Below are 16,846 nucleotides of genomic sequence, written 5' to 3' on the forward strand. Positions count from 1 at the left end.
ATTTGATTTTTGGCGTAATTTAGTTCAGGTAATCAAATTGTTTGTGAAGTTCTGTGGCAAAAGATTCAAAAATAGCTAACGCTTCTTTCGTGCTGGACTTAGCAAATTTATGGGTGACTTTATAACAAATCCGCTCAGGCGGAGGATCGATAAGTTTTTGAATGGTATATTTGTGAGTTGCTGCGGCGGATAGAGCAATAGATAAGGGAACAATTGCCCACTGGTGAGGTGTTCGCAGTAAGGGCAACACCATTGGACCATTACTTACCTGAATATGAGGTGGAATGAGAGGATCCCACCATTTGTTATGCCAGATCTGATAAGTTGGAAACCAGTCATGGTATAGTTCATCACCTGGATTTAACTGTTGCGGATGAATAATCTGAACAGACTGATTCTCTGGCAAGGCTAAGCGGAGAACGACCATCGGCTCGGCGAAGAATGGAGCTAATTCAATGTTTTTTATAAGTCGTTCTTGCAGAACAAAAGCAATATCAATTATGCGTTGTTCGAGTAAGTCATAGAGTTCGATTGAACTTTTGGTATAGATGTGTAAGCGCAGGGTAGGATGCTTGTTGATAATTTGCTGATAAATATTTGGCAGTAAATACGTGTTTACACTGTCCACTGAACCAATTGCCAGAGACAAACTAGTACGTGATTTTAATGATTGGGTTTCTAGCAACAAATGAATCCATTTTTCAGCCACTAGAATGAAATCTTCACCTGCGGGAGTAAGGGAGATGGTTTTTATTCCTTTTTTCCGTTCGACAAGAACTAGACCAAGCTCTTGTTCGAGATTTTTGAGACGGTGACTCACGGAAGATTGAGATAAGTTAAGAGTTTCAGCAGCTTTTGTTAAACTTTGATTGGCAACAACTGCTAAAAATGCTTGAATGTCATCAATGTTCATTAGGATTGTTCCTCTAGTTAATTATTAAAGTTTTGCATATTATTAATGGATTTAATTCATTTTACTTTAAGTATAAGCATTGTATATAATGAACTTAAGGGGCGACAGTTAACAACAGCGTTAATTGAAAATAGCAGAAAGCACTTATAGAAAAGCAGGAGGTCAATGATATGGATGATATTAGTATAGAAATGCTTAGTTTTTTATTGGGGGCAGGTTTTATTGCTGCTTTTGTCGACTCTGTCGTTGGTGGCGGCGGTTTAATCTCTATGCCGGCACTGCTTATGACAGGATTACCTCCCAGTGTTGTATTGGGAACTAATAAACTGGCCTCAATATGTTGTTCTAGTACGAGTAGTATATCGTTTTTACGTTCAGGAAAGATGGATCTTAGTTTAGTTAAATATCTTTTTCCTTTGGCCTTACTTGGTTCAATCTTGGGAGCGTATACGGTAAGGTTGATTCCTCCTGAATTATTAAAGCCATTAGTTATTGTTATGTTGGTTTTAGTAGCAATTTACACAGTGTTAAAAAAAGACTGGGGTGATAAGTCCACCTATACAGGTATTAATAAAAGGGCCGGCATCTTAAGCGGCTGCGCCGCTCTGGCGCTGGGCTTTTATGACGGCTTTTTCGGACCAGGGACAGGATCTTTTTTAATCTTCGTATTTTTGATGCTGGGTTTTGATTTTGTGGTAGCTGCCGGGAATGCCAAGGCACTCAATATGGCGAGCAACCTTGGTGCAGTCGTGACTTTTCTGCTGGCTGGCTCTGTCAATTATGTTTATGGTTTTACCATGGGCATTGCAATGATTTTTGGCGCTATTGCTGGCTCAAAATTTGCTATTGCCAAAGGTGCGGCGTATGTTAAACCATTGTTTATCTCGGTAACAACACTGCTAATCGGCAAACAATTGTGGGATATTTTACAGTAAGCATAAACGAGCTTAAACAGAGGGTGCTACACTTTTTTCAGAACATGGGTAGCAGGTGTTTTTTTCAGTAATTGGCTCTGCGGCATTAGCATAGTTCGAACCCCATTGGCACAAAGTGTCTAATATAGGTAAGAGACTTTTTCCGTCCGGCGTAAGAGAATATTCTACTTTAGGTGGAATTTGTGTATATATATACCGGTTCACTAGTCCGCTCGCTTCCAGTTCCCGTAGTTGTTGGGTCAACATTTTTTGCGTTATTTTTGGTAATGTTTTCTTTAACTCACTAAACCGGAGGGTACTTTCCCCTAAATGCCAGAGAATTAATGCTTTCCATTTGCCACCAATAAGGTCGAGCGTTAATTCCATAGCACACTGATATTCAATGTTTTTGAATGTAATCATTTGCAGTCACTCCAATTGTTTTAATTAGGGATTAAGTTTGATAATATGGTATGCAAATAGATACTATACCACAATTAAGTGCGTACTTGCCTAAATGTATCCTATCGTTTATATTATATCAGAGAATACATTCTCTGGAAATATCTTAATTTGAGAGATTCAATTGTTATGTAATGGCGATAATGGCCAAAATAGATAGTAGTAAAATGAGAGGAAGAGTGATTGATTTGAAAGTGATTGCATTTAACGGAAGTCCGCGAATTAATGGTAATACAGCGCAGAGTCTGCAATTGGTTCTGGCGGAGTTGGAAAAGGAAGGCATCGAAACAGAATTTATCCAACTGGGAGGGCGGAAAGTTTTCGGATGTCTTGCTTGTGGGAAGTGTTATGAAAAAAAGGATAATCGCTGTATACGCCAGGACGATGAAATGAATACGTTTATCCAGAAAATGATGGAAGCTGACGGAATTATTATAGGTTCGCCAACTTATTTTAGTAATGTGTCTTCAGAAGTAAAGGCGCTTATTGATCGCTGTGGTTTTGTAGCCAAGGCTAACGGTGGTGATATGCTCCGCGGTAAAGTGGGAGCTGCGGTGGTTGCTGTGCGTAGAGCTGGAGCAACATTTACTTATTCCGCAATTAACTTCTTTTTTGGTATTGCCGAGATGATTATGCCTTCTTCCAGCTACTGGAACATGACGCTGGCTCTTAATCCAGGTGATGTTCAAAAGGATGAAGAAGGTATACAGACATTTCAAACTTTGGGTAAAAATATGGCTAAGCTTCTAAAGCAGGTGAGAGGTTAATGCTTTAAAATATAATTTATTCAGATACTCTTTATGTTATAAAAAAATGGAGGAATTTAGATGATTATTACTAGCCAGGAAATTGAAGAACGTGCAGTAGCGCAGATTGCCGATATGATGTGTGTGGCAGCGAGAACAGCTCCCAAAGGTAGAGGCGTGGACAATTTGGTAACCGTGATCGTTAAGGGGCAAGAAAAAGAGCAACTATCAGCAGAGATGCGGCGCATTGCGCAAGAATCAGGAATGCAATTTTTCGAACGTGATGCCAATTGCCTCGATCAGGCAGCATTGGTTGTGTTGTTAGGTCAGAAAGTGAAACCCCTCGGAGTGAAGCCATGTGGCTATTGTGGGTATGCGGATTGTGCTGAGTGTGCACAAGGTACAGGGATATGTGCAATCAGCACTGGTGATCTTGGGATAGCTGTGGGATCGGCAGTTAACACCGCTTCTTTATATCATGCTGACAATAGAGTAATGTTCAGCGTAGGTAAAGCGGCTGTCAATATTGGCCTTATGGGCGAGGAAATCAAAATAGTATATGGCATTCCGCTTAGTATAACCGGCAAAAGCCCCTTCTTTGATCGGTAATAGCATGTGTTGAAATAAAAAGCACTATTTGTCCTGTTCATGATAACAGGCAAATAGTGCTTTTTATTTCAATACGAGTCAAGAATGAGGGACGATATATAGCTGCTGTGCCTAATGCTTTGCTTAAAGCAAACAGGGAATACTACGGAGAGAGTTCCATTATGGGGAGCGGCATATATCAGGCTGCTGCCTTAATACCGAAGAATATAAGAGAATAAAAACTAATAGAGCTGAGATTACTCAGGTCAGCTCTATTAGTTTGGAACGTAGTGTTATTCGCAAGTAGGTTTCATCGCCTTTTTATTCCGCAGTGAATACATTAATTGTAGAGAATATGCAAAAAGGAGCTGTAAAATATTGACAAAATCAACAGCCAAACGTGTGCCACTTGGTAAACACCGCTTGCCTCCATTGCCATATGCGTATGATGCCCTTGAACCGATTATTAGCGAAAATACACTTAGAATACATCACGATCATCATCATAAGGCTTATGTGGATGGCCTTAATAAAGCAGAGGTAGCATTAGCGCAAGCCCGGGCGGTAAAAGACTTTACATTCATTAAATACTGGGAAAATGAATTAGCATTCAATGGTTCGGGACATATCCTTCATAGCATCTATTGGACAATACTGACTCAAAAGGGAACCGGCGGTGAACCAGGGCCGAATACCGTTAAGGAAATTACCAGACGTTTTGTAAGCTTTGATGCTTTTTTAGAACAGCTAATTGCTGCTACCACTAAGGTTGAAGCATCAGGCTGGGGTATTCTCGCATGGAATCCATCATGGAATTATTTGGAGATTCTGATCGCGGAGAAACACCAAAATCTTACGCAGTGGGGGTCGATTCCGATACTGGTTCTCGACGTATGGGAGCATGCTTATTATTTGGATTATCAATACTTACGGGAAGCGTATGTTCGAAAAATAGTGGAGCTAATTAATTGGAATGAAGTTGAAACAAGGTTGGATTTGGCGATACGAGGAAAGCTGCCATTATGTCTAACAATGTAAGGCAGGGGAGAGAAAATTACCAATTTTTTCTTCATAGCCTCTAATTGCCTATCAATCTCGTGAAATACTAAGCTATTCTATGAAAAACATGCTATTTTCATGTTTTAACTGACTACTGAATGCCGTATGCCGCAATGTGATTGTAGAAGCAGCGTTGTAAAATGTAAAACTATGGTATAATTATCGTAGATTTATTTGTTATAAAAGGGAGATGTTCAACATGGGAGATAAGAGCCCAAAGAACAAGGAGAAAAAGAAGAAAAAAGCGGAAAAGAAAGCTACTCCGACAGTCCTATCAGATAAATCCGAATAAGGTTTATTAAACGCAGCCACTAAATGGCTGCGTTTTTTCCCTACCATATTTTTTAAAAAACAGGACTTATCTGCTATTACAGAATAGACAGATAGTTAAAGTATTAGCGTAATGCTGATACTTTTTTTGTGCATACTAATCTATAACCTGCATACGGAAATGGGATAATTTAATAAAAGAGGTGATGCAAGCTGATATACCCGATGCGAATATTTAGCCGCTTTAGTTGGAAAAAAATCATGGCCTCGACATTTAGTTCTAAGCTGTATATCATAAGAAGAATTATATGGGCGCTAATTAAAATACCTGTAATTTTACTGCCATTAATCGGTATTGTTTTCTTTTGCCACAGAATGGCGGCGGTATTCTCAAAAGCCATTCTGAGAGTAGGGATAATAATAAAGCATATAGCTGATAGAGATATTGTGCTCCGAATGATATGGGCAGGCTTAACAACTAAGCCACGGTGTAAAAAGCCAGAGATATATACAGCAGATATACGCAAATTACGGTCGCCCAAATAGGATGTTTAAACCTGCAAGGACCATGTATGGTGGAGTAAGCTCTCCACCTGAATCCCCAATGTTTCAGCTATGCTGAAACGAGTTCACTTGGTTTACGATTACTTGCCGCTAGTGTTTTTGTTTCCTCCTGGTGTGTCCCTGCCGGGGCGGGATTTTCTTTTTGAATTATAAGCATTTTTGAGGATAACCGAAATAGCTTATAATAACAGCAATTATAGGCAAGGAGGGACAATATGGGAAATCCGCAGATTGTGTCTGTAGCGACAGCGATACCGCCTTATACTTTGCGGCAAGAGGAGATAAAGGAGTTTGTTGCAACATTATTCCAAACAAAAATGGCCCATCTTGAAAGACTGTTACCAGTCTTTGAAAATGGGCTGATTAAAGTAAGGCACTTGTCACGACCACTTGCGTGGTACCAGGAGGGGCATTCTTTTGCCGAAGCTAACAAAACCTATGAAGAGACGGCCCTTACCTTGGCTGAGGAGGCAGCTGCAAAGGCTATCAAGCAAGCGGGTATCCGATCAGACGAAATCGGTATGGTCATTTACATATCTTCTACCGGCATTGCCACGCCTACCGTGGATGCTAAAATCATTCAGCGCTTAGGTTTGTCACCGCATACCGCCCGGGTACCGATTTGGGGATTGGGCTGTGCCGGGGGCGTTGTTGGCCTTGCACGCGCGTCAGAGCTAGCGCAAGTGTTACATGGAAAAGCAGTTCTACTTATCGCTGTAGAGCTTTGCAGTCTCACTTTTCAGCGAAATGACTACTCGAAAGCCAATCTTGTTGGTACCAGTCTGTTTGGCGATGGCGCAGCCGCAGCTCTCATCGCTGTTGATGGTGGCGGGCCAGCCATATGTGACAGCTATAGCACGTTATTCCCTGCTACGGAAGATATAATGGGTTGGGATGTTGCCGAAAGCGGACTGAAGGTCCGCTTTTCGCGAGATATCCCAAGCATTATTAGAAAGAATTTGCCTGCACTTACAGGTGAGGCCTATGACAAGTGGGACGTTGATAGTAATTCTGTTCAGCATTTTGTTGTGCACCCAGGGGGTGCAAAGGTACTTGAAGCTTATGCCGACAGTCTGAAGCTGTCTGATGATAAGCTGGATCACGCCTACCGCGTCCTGGCATCCTATGGCAATATGTCGAGTGCTACAGTATTGTTTGTCCTGAATAGCTTTTTGGCAAGCACTCCACCGAGCAAAGAATATGGACTTATGCTAGCCTTAGGACCAGGTTTTAGTGCCGAACAGGTACTATTTAAATGGTAGCTGGGATGATTGCCGGTTTGGCAAGTATAATTATTATCCAACGGCTAACAGAACTGCTGCTAGCTAATCGCAATCAGGTATGGATACTAAAGAAAGGAGGCAGTGAACACGGCGCCGGCCATTATCCGCTATTTTTCCTGTTACACACTGTCTGGCTGGTTTGTTGGGTGATTGAGGGCTATTTTACTAATAGCTTAGGTTTCTTTTGGCCGGTATGGCTAAGTTTATTCCTATTTGCACAGGTAATAAGATATTGGTGTATAATCAGCCTGGGACGTTATTGGAATACACGCATTTTGGTAATTCCCGGCGACTTGGCAGTGCGACGGGGACCTTACCGGTTCGTAAAACATCCCAATTATCTGGCAGTCGCGCTTGAGCTGGCAGTAGTACCGCTTATCTTTGGTGCAGTGGTTACTGCTGTAGTTGCTACAGCTGCTAATGCTACCCTGCTGCTATTAGTCAGAATTCCGGTAGAGGAACAAGCTCTTGATTTACGGAATCACGATATTTAATTTGCCCATTTTGCGATACAGTGTAGTGCGGCCTATACCTAGTTTTCGGGCAGCAGCAGCGATATTACCGTCAACATCTTCTAATGCCTGAATAATCAGTTTCTTTTCGAGATTGGCAGATTGCTGTGATATTTGATTCTCAAGACTAGTGCTTGAGCTTTGACAGTTAGTTGTGTATTCAATAGGCAGGTCTGCGACGGTTAATGTGGATGTGCCTGTCGATAAAGCGATCATATTCTCAATACAGTTTTCTAATTGCCGTACATTACCTGGCCATTGATAGTTGACTAAATGGTGAAATAACTCTGGACTGATATTCATACTCGGGAAGCCAAATTTTTTACAGAGCTTTTCAACAAAATAGGGTGCCAGATCCCCAATATCCTCAATTCGTTCTCTAAGTGGAGGAATTTCTATTGAAATGACTTTCAGACGATAATATAGATCTAAACGGAATTTTCCTTGCTGCACCATCTGGCACAGGTCTTGATTAGTTGCGGCAATAACACGGGCATTCATTATGTGACACTTATTATCACCAATCCGGTAAAACTCTTTTTGTTGCAGCACCCGTAACAACGAAGCCTGAACGTGAAAGGGCATATCGCCAATTTCATCTAAGAATATCGTTCCCGAACCTGCTAGCTCAAATTTCCCCGCTTGTCCACCCCGCCTGGCCCCTGTAAATGCGCCGTCAGTGTAGCCGAAAAGTTCACTTTCTACAAGGTTATGGGGAATTGCTGCACAATTTAATGTTACAAACGGCTTTTCTTTGCGTGTACTGGAGTTATGGATAGTTCTAGCGATAATTTCCTTGCCAGTGCCGCTTTCACCTTGGATGAGAACGGTTGAGTCTGTCCGGGTTGCGCGCATTGCGATATCAAGGATAGAATGAGTTTTTGGACTGCGGCCACGCCATTGATTTTCGCATTCTACTGTGTGATTAAATGAAATCGGTACAAAGAATTTTTGCTGTTCTGTCCTTGAGTCGCCTTTATCAGCAGGTACTACGCTGTGCAGCAAGGTTTTACCTAAAGCATCCAGATCTCTTTTGGAAAGATTAAAGCTTGCTTTCATTTCAGCGATTGCGAGGCTTTGTGCAATCATAGTTGCGCCAATGGTGGTTATCTCCATTACATGGTTATGCTTAGCACCGGCCTCACCGGAAATATTAAGTACTCCGATTAAGGTTCCGTCACTGGCGCTAATCGGAGAAGCCCAACAATCTAAGAAGCTAACAGGCAGCGAATAGTGTGTCCAACCAGGAATAACTAAAGGAATTTGCTCAATAAGTACGGTACCTATCCCATTTGTACCCTTTAAATTTTCCCGCCAGTTAACACCGGGGGTTAAAAAAATTTTTTCGGTTTTGTTGACAAATGAGGGATCGCCAAGGGTTTCCAGGATATATCCTTCATTGTTGCTGAGCAGGATTTGGTATTTACCTCTACGCAATAAACTGAATATATGTTGCAGGATTGGTTTAGCGGTACGAATTAGTTGTTCCGATCTGTCTAATAATTCGTTCAGTCTGTACGATTGTAAAATATCATCTTGAAAAAGCTGTTCATGATTAACATTTAATCCCCGGCATCTTTTCCAGGATTGGAAGATGGGCGGCGGGACTTTATTTATTACTCTGGTATCATTCCCACGAATAAAACTTTTTAATAGACTAGCCATATTCCACCTCCAGCAACTAATACACGATAGTGTATCATTTATAAAACACACGTCCGCGGACACTGTTCTTACATTGATACATATTTTCCACATATTTCATAATTACCCTCCTTTTCGAACTATGAAATTTAGTGGATAAATTACTCTTTTACATTGTAATCGCCGGTAATCTGATGTTGGCATGATGCTTGCAATATAATATGGTCATAAGATAAAAAATGGGCCTTGCCCTAAGGAGGATTTATTATTATGGCTATTGGTGAGCAAGTCTACGGGTATTTTATTCCTACTGTAAGTCTAATGGGAGTAGGGGCACACAAACAAACTCCAGCACAAGTGAAAGCTCTTGGTGGTTCGAATGTTTTCCTGGTTACTGATGCTTTCCTAGGCCGTCCCGGTGGGATGGCCGACGATATTAAGGCCATGCTGGAAGCAGAAGGAATCAAGGTTAGCATTTTTGCAGGAGCAGAGCCAAATCCAACTGACAAAAACGTTGAAGACGGTTTAAAAAGCTACCAGGCAAGCGGCGCTGATACTATTGTAACCTTGGGCGGCGGCAGTGCTCATGACTGTGGCAAGGGAATTGGCTTATTGGCTACCAACGGCGGAAACATTCGGGACTTTGAAGGTCTTGATAAGTCTAAGAAGCCGATGCCGCCGTTTATTGCCATAAACACTACAGCCGGTACGGCATCTGAGATGACCCGGTTTGCTGTTATTACCAATACTTCTAACCATGTAAAAATGGCTATTGCTGACTGGCATACTACTCCTAATGTTGCAATTAATGATCCGTTACTGATGGTTGGTATGCCGCCTGCTCTTACTGCTGCTACCGGCATGGATGCATTAACTCATGCTGTGGAAGCATATGTTTCTGTTGCTGCTACACCGGTAACTGATTCAGCGGCCCTAATGGCTATCAAACTTATTGCTACTAATTTACGCAATGCAGTTGCCAATGGTCAGAATATGGAAGCACGTGACAAAATGGCTTATGCCGAATATTTAGGTGGAATGGCATTTAATAACGCCGGTTTGGGCTTTGTTCATGCAATGGCTCATCAACTAGGCGGCTTATACAATCTGCCGCATGGCGTGTGCAACGCTATTTTGCTGCCGCATGTTGAAAAGTTTAATATCATTGCCTGCCCAGAACGTTTTGGTGATGTTGCCATAGCAATGGGTGAAAATATACAAGGTCTGTCTGTTCGTGACGCTGCTGATAAAGCGATAGCCGCTATCCAGAAATTATCCGCTGATGTTGGTATCCCTTCCGGCCTTGCGGAATTAAAGGCTAACGAAAAAGATTTCGAGGTTATGGCCGGAAACGCATTAAAAGATATTTGCAGCCTATTTAATCCACGTACGGCTACTCTTGATGATATAATTGGTATCTATAAGGCCGCGATGTAATCGTTGCATGATGTAACTTAAAATATACCCTATAGGTTAGAATGCCAGATAAATCTAACCTATAGGGTATTTCTATGGAGATAAGGTTTGCATGGTAAGAATAAGGGCTCGAAAGACTTACCGGCATCATCATTTTAAAATCATAACTGCCGGGAAATATCGTTTCCGCAAGTATATATACAGCTTGACATTTATTCCTATGTGTTGCTACAATTACCTTAAATAATGATAGGGTAAGGGAAGGTTGAGTGAGGATGAAAAGTTACAAAACGATGCTAAGGATTGTGCTCTGCTTAGCAATATTTGCATTTGGCGCGATGCTGACAGGATGCTCTGGCGACCAAAAAGCAGCAGAGAAAAAGGTATTTAGGGTTGGTATGGAATGTGGATATGCTCCTTTTAACTGGACCCAGACTACTCCTGATAACGGAGCGGTGAAAATTAAAGACAGTCAGGAATATGCTATGGGCTATGATGTGATGATTGCTAAAAAGATTGCTGAATCTATGGGCTATGAACTGGAAATCCATAAGATTGAATGGGATGGTTTAGCTCCCGCTGTAAATGCCGGTAAGATTGATGCAGCTATTGCCGGAATGAGTATTACCAGTAAGCGTAAAGAAACAGTTGATTTTTCTTCTGTTTATTATAACGCCGATATTGTTGCGCTTACCAAGAAAGACAGTCCTTTTGCTGCCGCTAAGAATGTGGATGGCCTCAAAGGCGCTGTTGCTACATCACAACTCAATACCGTTTGGTATGATTTGCTAAAACAAATTCCTGATGTAAAAATTCAACCTGCTATTGATAATGTTCCCGGCATGATTGTTGCACTGACTTCTGGCAAGGTAGAGGTTTTGGCTACCGATAAGCCAACTGCTATGGCTGCTGTCTTTTCGAATCCAGAATTAGTGATGTTGGATTTCAAGGATGGACAAGGCTTTAAGGTCGAGCGGGAAGAAATTGAAATGGGTATTGCAGTCGCGAAAGGAAAAAGTAACGAGCTATTGACGAAAATTAACAAAGCATTGTCTGCAATGACAGAAGAGGATCGCAATAAATTGATGGAAGAGGCCATTAAGAAGCAACCGTTAGCAAAACAATAAGCAGTATTAATGGGATGGCATTCGCCATCCCTGAAATTTATTATCAATCAAGGTGGAAAGAAATATGACAAGTGATATGCCGGTAACTTTTTTTGGTTGGGTTTATTTTCTTCTGCAGCAATATGGTGTACTCTTTGTAAAAGGAGCTTTAGTTACACTGCTATTGGCTGTCAGTGGTACTATAGTTGGTTGTGTAATTGGTTTATTCGTAGGTATTTTACAAACTATCCCGATTAATCCTAAAGATGGGCTTGTTAAACGGGGATTCTATCAATGTATTAGAGCCATCTTAGCAGCATATGTTGAGTTGTTTCGCGGTACACCCATGATTGTACAGGCGATGGTTGTATACTATGGTTCGATGCAGGTTTATAATATCGATATGTCACCGCTGTTAGCAGGTTTTATTGTCGTTTCCGTAAACACAGGTGCCTATATGGCTGAGACTGTCCGTGGCGGCATTATTTCTATTGATGTCGGTCAAAAAGAGGCTGCAAAAGCGATTGGCATGAATCATTTTCAGATTATGTCCTGTGTTATTTTACCGCAAGCTTTACGTAATATTATGCCGCAAATTGGTAACAATCTGATTATTAATATCAAGGATACCTCGGTACTCAATGTTATTTCCGTAACCGAGTTATACTTCTTATCTAAGTCAGCCGCTGGTGCTTATTATCGATATTTTGAGGTTTTCTTTATTACTTGTGCAATTTATTTTATTATGACCTTTGCGGTTTCACGCTTTCTATTATGGATAGAAAAGAGAATGGACGGGCCTGATAACTATTCATTAGTTGCGCATGACCTGCTAGCTGATCCGTGTGGACCGTTTACTCCAAAGAAAGGCGAGAATTAGTAGTATGGATAATAAAGTGTTGGCAATAGAACCACAGCAGATACTGAAAATTAAGAATTTGGTTAAATTTTTTGGTAAGCGTGAAATTATTAAAGATATCAGTTTCGATGTTTTTCAAGGTGATGTTATTTGTATTATTGGCGCGTCAGGTTCTGGCAAATCCACTATGCTTCGTTGCATCAATATGCTGGAAATGCCAACTTCAGGCGAAATTATTCACGATGCACGAAATATAGTGGAAGAACAGGATAATTTGACGCTGTACCGGACCAAAGTCGGCATGGTATTTCAGCAGTTTAATTTGTTTAATAATATGTCTGTGCTTGAGAACTGTATGGTAGGATTAGTAAAGGTGTTAAAACAGGATAAGGCAACAGCCAGGCAAACCGCGATCCACTTTTTAGAGAAAGTTGGCATGGCACAATATATCAATGCCAAGCCGCATCAGTTGTCAGGCGGACAAAAACAAAGGGTAGCGATTGCCCGCGCGCTTGCTATTCAGCCACAAGTCTTGCTAATGGACGAACCGACTTCGGCGCTGGATACGCAAATGGTTGGTGAAGTATTAGCCGTTATGCGTGAGCTGGCGAAGGAAGGTTTAACCATGCTGATCGTCACCCACGAAATTGCCTTTGCACGCGAAGTTGCCTCCCGAATCATTTATGTCGAAGATGGTGTCATTGTCGAGGATGATACACCAGATGTTATTTTTAATCATCCCAAAGATGCGCGGACGAAAGCTTTTCTTTCACGTGTTACTAATGGATTTGCCCAATAAGAGTAAAAGACCTCATAGGCAGCATCTCTGCCATAGGGGTCTTTTTTTACTCTGACATTGACAGAATAATATTTGTATGATACAAATATTATCAAGGCGATGGGAGTGAGAAAATATAGTTAGTGAAGAAGAAAAATATAATAGATGTCTAGAAGATATTGGTGTATTACTACAAAAAGCAGTGCGGACATTCCAAATTTTAGAAAAGAAACAAATTAGAATGCATGGTTTTACCAGTTCGCAATGCTATATATTGCTGGAAATATATAAACATCAAACGCTTTCTATTAATGAAATTAGTGAAAAAATGCGCCTTGAAATTAGCACTATAACTAGAATTATGAATAATTTAGTTCGGGATGAGTTTATTCTTCGCAAAAGATCTGCATATGATAAAAGGGTTGTAGAAGCTATTCTTACGGAGAAAGGTAAAGCAATTGCTCAACAATTACAGAAAAGTATTGCCAATTATTATAAGGACGTCATAGCAAACTTGCCGCGTGGTCATGTTCGCGAAGTCATGAGTGCAGTAGAATTGCTTGTAAATGCTTTAGAAAAAGCTCAAAAAAGCTAAGACTTTTGTTGGGCTGAATATTTACATAGTGAATAAAAAGAGAAGGGGATCAGTATGACTAAATCTTTTATTCAGCAATCATTTGCTGAGCGAATTGGGGGAAATAAATTCGGAAATGATGCCATTCTATATAAATTTGAAAAAATTAAAAGAGCTAAAAGGGAGGCGCGTAAAAACAATCCCAATGTGGAATTAATTGATCTTGGGGTAGGTGAACCAGATTGGATGGCGGAAGAGGAAGTTATTGAAGTCTTATACGAACAAGCTAAGCTGAGAGAAAATAGAGGATATGCCGATAATGGTATACAAGTATTTAAGGATGCTGCTGTTCATTATATGGAGAAAGTTTATCAAGTTTATGGTCTTAATTCAATTAATGAGGTAAATCACGGAATTGGTTCGAAGTCGATTTTGGCACTTTTGCCACTGGCCTTTATTAATCCGGGGGATATTGCTATTATGACTGTACCCGGGTATCCTGTTATGGGGACTATGACCAAAGCGTTAGGAGGAGAAGTGGTTAATTTGCCGCTCTTAGCTGAAAATAGTTATTTACCTGAATTGGACTCTTTGACTTCTAAACAGTGCCATAGAGCTAAATTGTTGTATATTAACTACCCTAACAATCCAACCGGAGCTACTGCGACTAAAAAGTTTTTTGAAAAAGTCGTACAGTTTGCCAAGGAAAATAAGATCATTGTCGTATCAGACGCTGCTTACGCGGCACTTACTTTTGAAGGACAGCGCCCGCTTAGCTTTTTGTCAGTTGAGGGCGCTAAAGATGTTGGGATAGAGATTCACTCGTTATCCAAAGCATTTAACATGACTGGGTGGCGTCTGGCATTTGTGTGTGGTAATGAATTAGTAGTGAAAGGATTTGCAACTGTAAAAGATGACAATGATTCTGGTCAGTTTGCAGCTATTCAAAAGGCTGGCGTTTATTGTTTGCAGCATCCTGAAATAACGGAAAAAACAGCTTTGAAATATTCGCGCCGTCATACTATGTTGGTGAAGGCATTAAAACATATTGGGTTCACAGTCACTAAGCCTAAAGCATCATTTTACTTATATACAGGCATTCCCCATAGTACCAAAAGCGGAAGATGCTTCACGTCAGCAGAAGATTTTTCCGAGTTCTTACTTAAAGAAGCACTAATTTCAGTTGTCCCATGGGATGACGCCGGGGCATACATTAGGCTTTCCGTTACCTTTGAGGCGAGGGATGAAAAGGAAGAAGAACGGATTATTTCTGAAATTGCGCGACGTTTGGATAACATTGGTTTCATTTTTTAACGGGGTTACTGACAGCATGGTAAACCATGCTGTCAGTAGTACATGCAGAGAAATGCACCCGGTGTTGTTGTTGTCATGAATTGTGTCCTGAGAAGCTGTACATATCAAAAGGAATTGGTTATATGAAAGTTTATTGTACTAGCAAGTGAATCTTCCAGGCGAAAGCAGGATAACATAAATATGATGTTATGATTATGAGTCCAGTAAAGCTGGTTAGAGTCCAGCGTATGTTGGAGGGAGAATGTTGATAAATGAGAACTCGATATCTTTTGATTCTTATGAAAAAATGGCAGAATATTATTTTGAATGTGTTGATACGAAACCATTTAATGCGTACTATGAAAGACCAGCTACATTGTCATTGCTTCCTGGTATTGCCGGAAAAAAGGTGCTAGATGCCGGATGTGCCGCAGGCTGGTATAGTAAATGGCTGTTGGACAATGACGCAAAGGTAATAGCGATAGATTTTAGTCCTAGTATGATAGAAATGACACGGAAAAGAATTGGTGAAAAGGCTGACATTAGACAGGCTGATCTCAATGAACCGTTAACTTTCATCGAGGATAAATCAATCGATGTGATAGTGTCATCGTTAACACTTCACTATATTAAAGACTGGAAACCTGTAATGGCTGAGTTTAATAGAGTATTAAAGCCATTAGGTTCATTAGTTTTTTCTGTGCATCATCCGTTTATGGACTTTACACATTTTAACAGGGAAAACTATTTTTTAACGGAGATTATTGAAGATGAATGGGAAACTAATGTAGGGAAAGTAAAAGTCCAATTTTATCGAAGACCTTTATGTCATATAATCTCACCGGTAATAGACGCGGGATTTATAATTGAAAAGCTAATAGAACCTATGCCGACAGAGAAATTCAAACAATTACATCCCAAAGTATATCAAAGGCTAACCCAAAAACCCCAGTTTATTTTTTTGCGAGCAAGAAAAAGCTAAATAGAACAAAATTGTGAAAAGCAATAGAAAAGTGAGCCATTTGACATTCAGAAAGTGAGCCACTTTTGATGCTCAAGAAGTGAGCCACCCCGATAAAAAATATTAGACCTCTTGGTCTCCGCTGTTGTCTGGAGTCTCACCTCCAAACTGTCCGATTGCCGCAATCCTCTGGCGGAGGCGGTATGAGGGACCGTTAGTATCGACAATATGAGAACGATGCGTCATTCGGTCCACGATAGCAGCAGTAAGCATAGGATCACCGAAGATCTCCGTCCAGCGTGAAAACTCCAGGTTCGTAGTGATGATCACACTGCCACGCTCATTACGACTGGATAGAATCTGAAATAGCAGCTCGGCGCTGGAACGCGCGAAGGTTAGATACGACAGTTCATCCAAAATCAATAGATTGAGTTTGGTGAGTTGTTGTTCCAACTTAGAAAGTGTGTGATTTTGCTGAGCTTCTAACAAATCATTCACTAGCCCCGCAGCAGTGTAAAACCGCACGCGCAGTCCTTTTTCACAGGCTTTTAGACCGAGGGCAGTTGCCAGATGCGTTTTCCCAGTACCAGGGTTGCCACAAAAGACAATGCCTTCTTTTTGCTGGATATATTGACAATCCGCCAGTTGCCAGATAACAGCAGGGTCTATGTGTGGTACGTTTTTGAAGTCAAACTCATCGAGGGTTTTAATGACCGGAAACTTGGCTTGCTGCATTTTTAGGCGGCGTTGATTTTCCTGACGATGCGCCACTTCATTTTTCATGATTTTGAGCAGAAAATCCGCATAGCCCCAGCCATTTTGCTCCGCTTCCCGAGCCACCGTCTGGTATTTAGAGAAACAAGGCAGCTTTAGCTGCTTAGCATAAAACGTAATTATTCCCGCA

Annotated in this window: 18 protein-coding genes; 13 read left to right on the forward strand and 5 right to left on the reverse strand. The window is 41.0% G+C overall.

The genetic code is table 11. The features are described 5' to 3' along the window. Positions 1-19 precede the first annotated feature (19 nt). Entirely contained in the window at positions 20-913 is an 894-nt protein-coding gene (locus SALPA_RS17875; protein WP_145097048.1) for a LysR family transcriptional regulator, read from the reverse strand. A 170-nt stretch (positions 914-1,083) separates the two neighbouring features. On the opposite strand from SALPA_RS17875, the gene SALPA_RS17880 reads away from it, so the two are divergent. Beyond that, positions 1,084-1,848 carry a TSUP family transporter gene (locus SALPA_RS17880; protein ID WP_145097050.1) on the forward strand — a complete coding sequence of 255 codons (765 nt, stop codon included), beginning with the start codon at positions 1,084-1,086 and terminating at the stop codon, positions 1,846-1,848. A 12-nt stretch (positions 1,849-1,860) separates the two neighbouring features. Here SALPA_RS17880 and SALPA_RS17885 read toward each other — a convergent pair whose 3' ends face one another. Then, entirely contained in the window at positions 1,861-2,250 is a 390-nt protein-coding gene (locus tag SALPA_RS17885; RefSeq protein WP_145097052.1) for a helix-turn-helix domain-containing protein, read from the reverse strand. Positions 2,251-2,456: 206 nt separating this feature from the next. Here SALPA_RS17885 and SALPA_RS17890 point away from each other — a divergent pair, with 206 nt between their 5' ends. The 3 genes from SALPA_RS17890 (at position 2,457) to SALPA_RS17900 (ending at position 4,661) form a co-directional block, all read left to right on the forward strand. Then, on the forward strand, positions 2,457-3,056 hold the full coding sequence (locus SALPA_RS17890; RefSeq protein WP_255451251.1) for a flavodoxin family protein: 600 nt from the start codon (positions 2,457-2,459) through the stop codon (positions 3,054-3,056). Between the two features lie 60 nt (positions 3,057-3,116). Further along, positions 3,117-3,644, forward strand: a complete 528-nt coding sequence (locus SALPA_RS17895; protein WP_145097054.1) for a ferredoxin domain-containing protein — start codon at positions 3,117-3,119, stop codon at positions 3,642-3,644. Between the two features lie 357 nt (positions 3,645-4,001). Next, entirely contained in the window at positions 4,002-4,661 is a 660-nt protein-coding gene (locus SALPA_RS17900; RefSeq protein WP_255451252.1) for a superoxide dismutase, read from the forward strand. Positions 4,662-5,143: 482 nt separating this feature from the next. Here the strand turns inward: SALPA_RS17900 and SALPA_RS30510 are convergent, their stop codons facing one another. Beyond that, entirely contained in the window at positions 5,144-5,353 is a 210-nt protein-coding gene (locus SALPA_RS30510; RefSeq protein WP_222428037.1) for a hypothetical protein, read from the reverse strand. A 378-nt stretch (positions 5,354-5,731) separates the two neighbouring features. On the opposite strand from SALPA_RS30510, the gene SALPA_RS17905 reads away from it, so the two are divergent. Further along, positions 5,732-6,778, forward strand: coding sequence for a type III polyketide synthase (locus SALPA_RS17905; protein WP_145097057.1), 1,047 nt, complete (start codon positions 5,732-5,734; stop codon positions 6,776-6,778). Positions 6,779-6,795: 17 nt separating this feature from the next. Next, on the forward strand, positions 6,796-7,293 hold the full coding sequence (locus tag SALPA_RS17910) for an isoprenylcysteine carboxyl methyltransferase family protein (protein ID WP_255451253.1): 498 nt from the start codon (positions 6,796-6,798) through the stop codon (positions 7,291-7,293). Here SALPA_RS17910 and SALPA_RS17915 read toward each other — a convergent pair. After that, on the reverse strand, positions 7,273-8,976 hold the full coding sequence (locus tag SALPA_RS17915) for a sigma-54-dependent Fis family transcriptional regulator (protein WP_222428038.1): 1,704 nt from the start codon (positions 8,974-8,976) through the stop codon (positions 7,273-7,275). The genes SALPA_RS17910 and SALPA_RS17915 overlap by 21 nt on opposite strands. A gap of 255 nt (positions 8,977-9,231) precedes the next feature. On the opposite strand from SALPA_RS17915, the gene SALPA_RS17920 reads away from it, so the two are divergent. From SALPA_RS17920 to SALPA_RS17950, 7 genes are all read left to right on the forward strand, one after another. Continuing rightward, entirely contained in the window at positions 9,232-10,392 is a 1,161-nt protein-coding gene (locus tag SALPA_RS17920; protein WP_370516739.1) for an iron-containing alcohol dehydrogenase, read from the forward strand. A gap of 254 nt (positions 10,393-10,646) precedes the next feature. After that, a complete protein-coding gene (locus tag SALPA_RS17925) occupies positions 10,647-11,498 on the forward strand; it encodes a transporter substrate-binding domain-containing protein (protein WP_145097065.1) in 852 nt (283 codons plus the stop codon). A gap of 64 nt (positions 11,499-11,562) precedes the next feature. Beyond that, a complete protein-coding gene (locus tag SALPA_RS17930) occupies positions 11,563-12,357 on the forward strand; it encodes an amino acid ABC transporter permease (protein WP_145097067.1) in 795 nt (264 codons plus the stop codon). A 40-nt stretch (positions 12,358-12,397) separates the two neighbouring features. Then, on the forward strand, positions 12,398-13,135 hold the full coding sequence (locus tag SALPA_RS17935) for an amino acid ABC transporter ATP-binding protein (RefSeq protein WP_222428189.1): 738 nt from the start codon (positions 12,398-12,400) through the stop codon (positions 13,133-13,135). A 220-nt stretch (positions 13,136-13,355) separates the two neighbouring features. Next, the gene (locus tag SALPA_RS17940) at positions 13,356-13,709 is read left to right on the forward strand and encodes a MarR family winged helix-turn-helix transcriptional regulator (RefSeq protein ID WP_145097071.1); all 354 of its coding nucleotides are present in this window, start codon (positions 13,356-13,358) and stop codon (positions 13,707-13,709) included. 54 nt (positions 13,710-13,763) lie between these two features. Beyond that, positions 13,764-15,002 (forward strand): LL-diaminopimelate aminotransferase, encoded by a 1,239-nt coding sequence (locus SALPA_RS17945; protein ID WP_145097072.1) that lies wholly within the window; start codon positions 13,764-13,766, stop codon positions 15,000-15,002. 241 nt (positions 15,003-15,243) lie between these two features. Continuing rightward, a complete protein-coding gene (locus tag SALPA_RS17950) occupies positions 15,244-15,963 on the forward strand; it encodes a class I SAM-dependent methyltransferase (RefSeq protein ID WP_222428039.1) in 720 nt (239 codons plus the stop codon). 102 nt (positions 15,964-16,065) lie between these two features. Here SALPA_RS17950 and istB read toward each other — a convergent pair. Further along, positions 16,066-16,846: IS21-like element helper ATPase IstB (istB, locus tag SALPA_RS29120; RefSeq protein WP_222428040.1), on the reverse strand; the 781-nt coding region annotated here is incomplete at its 5' end.

The sequence above is a fragment of the Sporomusa sp. KB1 genome (assembly GCF_007830295.1).
In the GTDB taxonomy this organism is placed as follows: domain Bacteria; phylum Bacillota; class Negativicutes; order Sporomusales; family Sporomusaceae; genus Sporomusa.

What these genes read in the sequence shown, in the direction of transcription:
- SALPA_RS17875 (WP_145097048.1), bottom strand. Translation starts at nt 913, where the DNA reads ATGAACATTGATGACATTCAAGCATTTTTAGCAGTTGTTGCCAATCAA.
- SALPA_RS17880 (WP_145097050.1), top strand. Translation starts at nt 1,084, where the DNA reads ATGGATGATATTAGTATAGAAATGCTTAGTTTTTTATTGGGGGCAGGT.
- SALPA_RS17885 (WP_145097052.1), bottom strand. Translation starts at nt 2,250, where the DNA reads ATGATTACATTCAAAAACATTGAATATCAGTGTGCTATGGAATTAACG.
- SALPA_RS17890 (WP_255451251.1), top strand. Translation starts at nt 2,457, where the DNA reads ATGAGAGGAAGAGTGATTGATTTGAAAGTGATTGCATTTAACGGAAGT.
- SALPA_RS17895 (WP_145097054.1), top strand. Translation starts at nt 3,117, where the DNA reads ATGATTATTACTAGCCAGGAAATTGAAGAACGTGCAGTAGCGCAGATT.
- SALPA_RS30510 (WP_222428037.1), bottom strand. Translation starts at nt 5,353, where the DNA reads ATGGCTTTTGAGAATACCGCCGCCATTCTGTGGCAAAAGAAAACAATA.
- SALPA_RS17905 (WP_145097057.1), top strand. Translation starts at nt 5,732, where the DNA reads ATGGGAAATCCGCAGATTGTGTCTGTAGCGACAGCGATACCGCCTTAT.
- SALPA_RS17915 (WP_222428038.1), bottom strand. Translation starts at nt 8,976, where the DNA reads ATGGCTAGTCTATTAAAAAGTTTTATTCGTGGGAATGATACCAGAGTA.
- SALPA_RS17925 (WP_145097065.1), top strand. Translation starts at nt 10,647, where the DNA reads ATGAAAAGTTACAAAACGATGCTAAGGATTGTGCTCTGCTTAGCAATA.
- SALPA_RS17930 (WP_145097067.1), top strand. Translation starts at nt 11,563, where the DNA reads ATGACAAGTGATATGCCGGTAACTTTTTTTGGTTGGGTTTATTTTCTT.
- SALPA_RS17940 (WP_145097071.1), top strand. Translation starts at nt 13,356, where the DNA reads ATGCATGGTTTTACCAGTTCGCAATGCTATATATTGCTGGAAATATAT.
- SALPA_RS17945 (WP_145097072.1), top strand. Translation starts at nt 13,764, where the DNA reads ATGACTAAATCTTTTATTCAGCAATCATTTGCTGAGCGAATTGGGGGA.
- SALPA_RS17950 (WP_222428039.1), top strand. Translation starts at nt 15,244, where the DNA reads ATGTTGATAAATGAGAACTCGATATCTTTTGATTCTTATGAAAAAATG.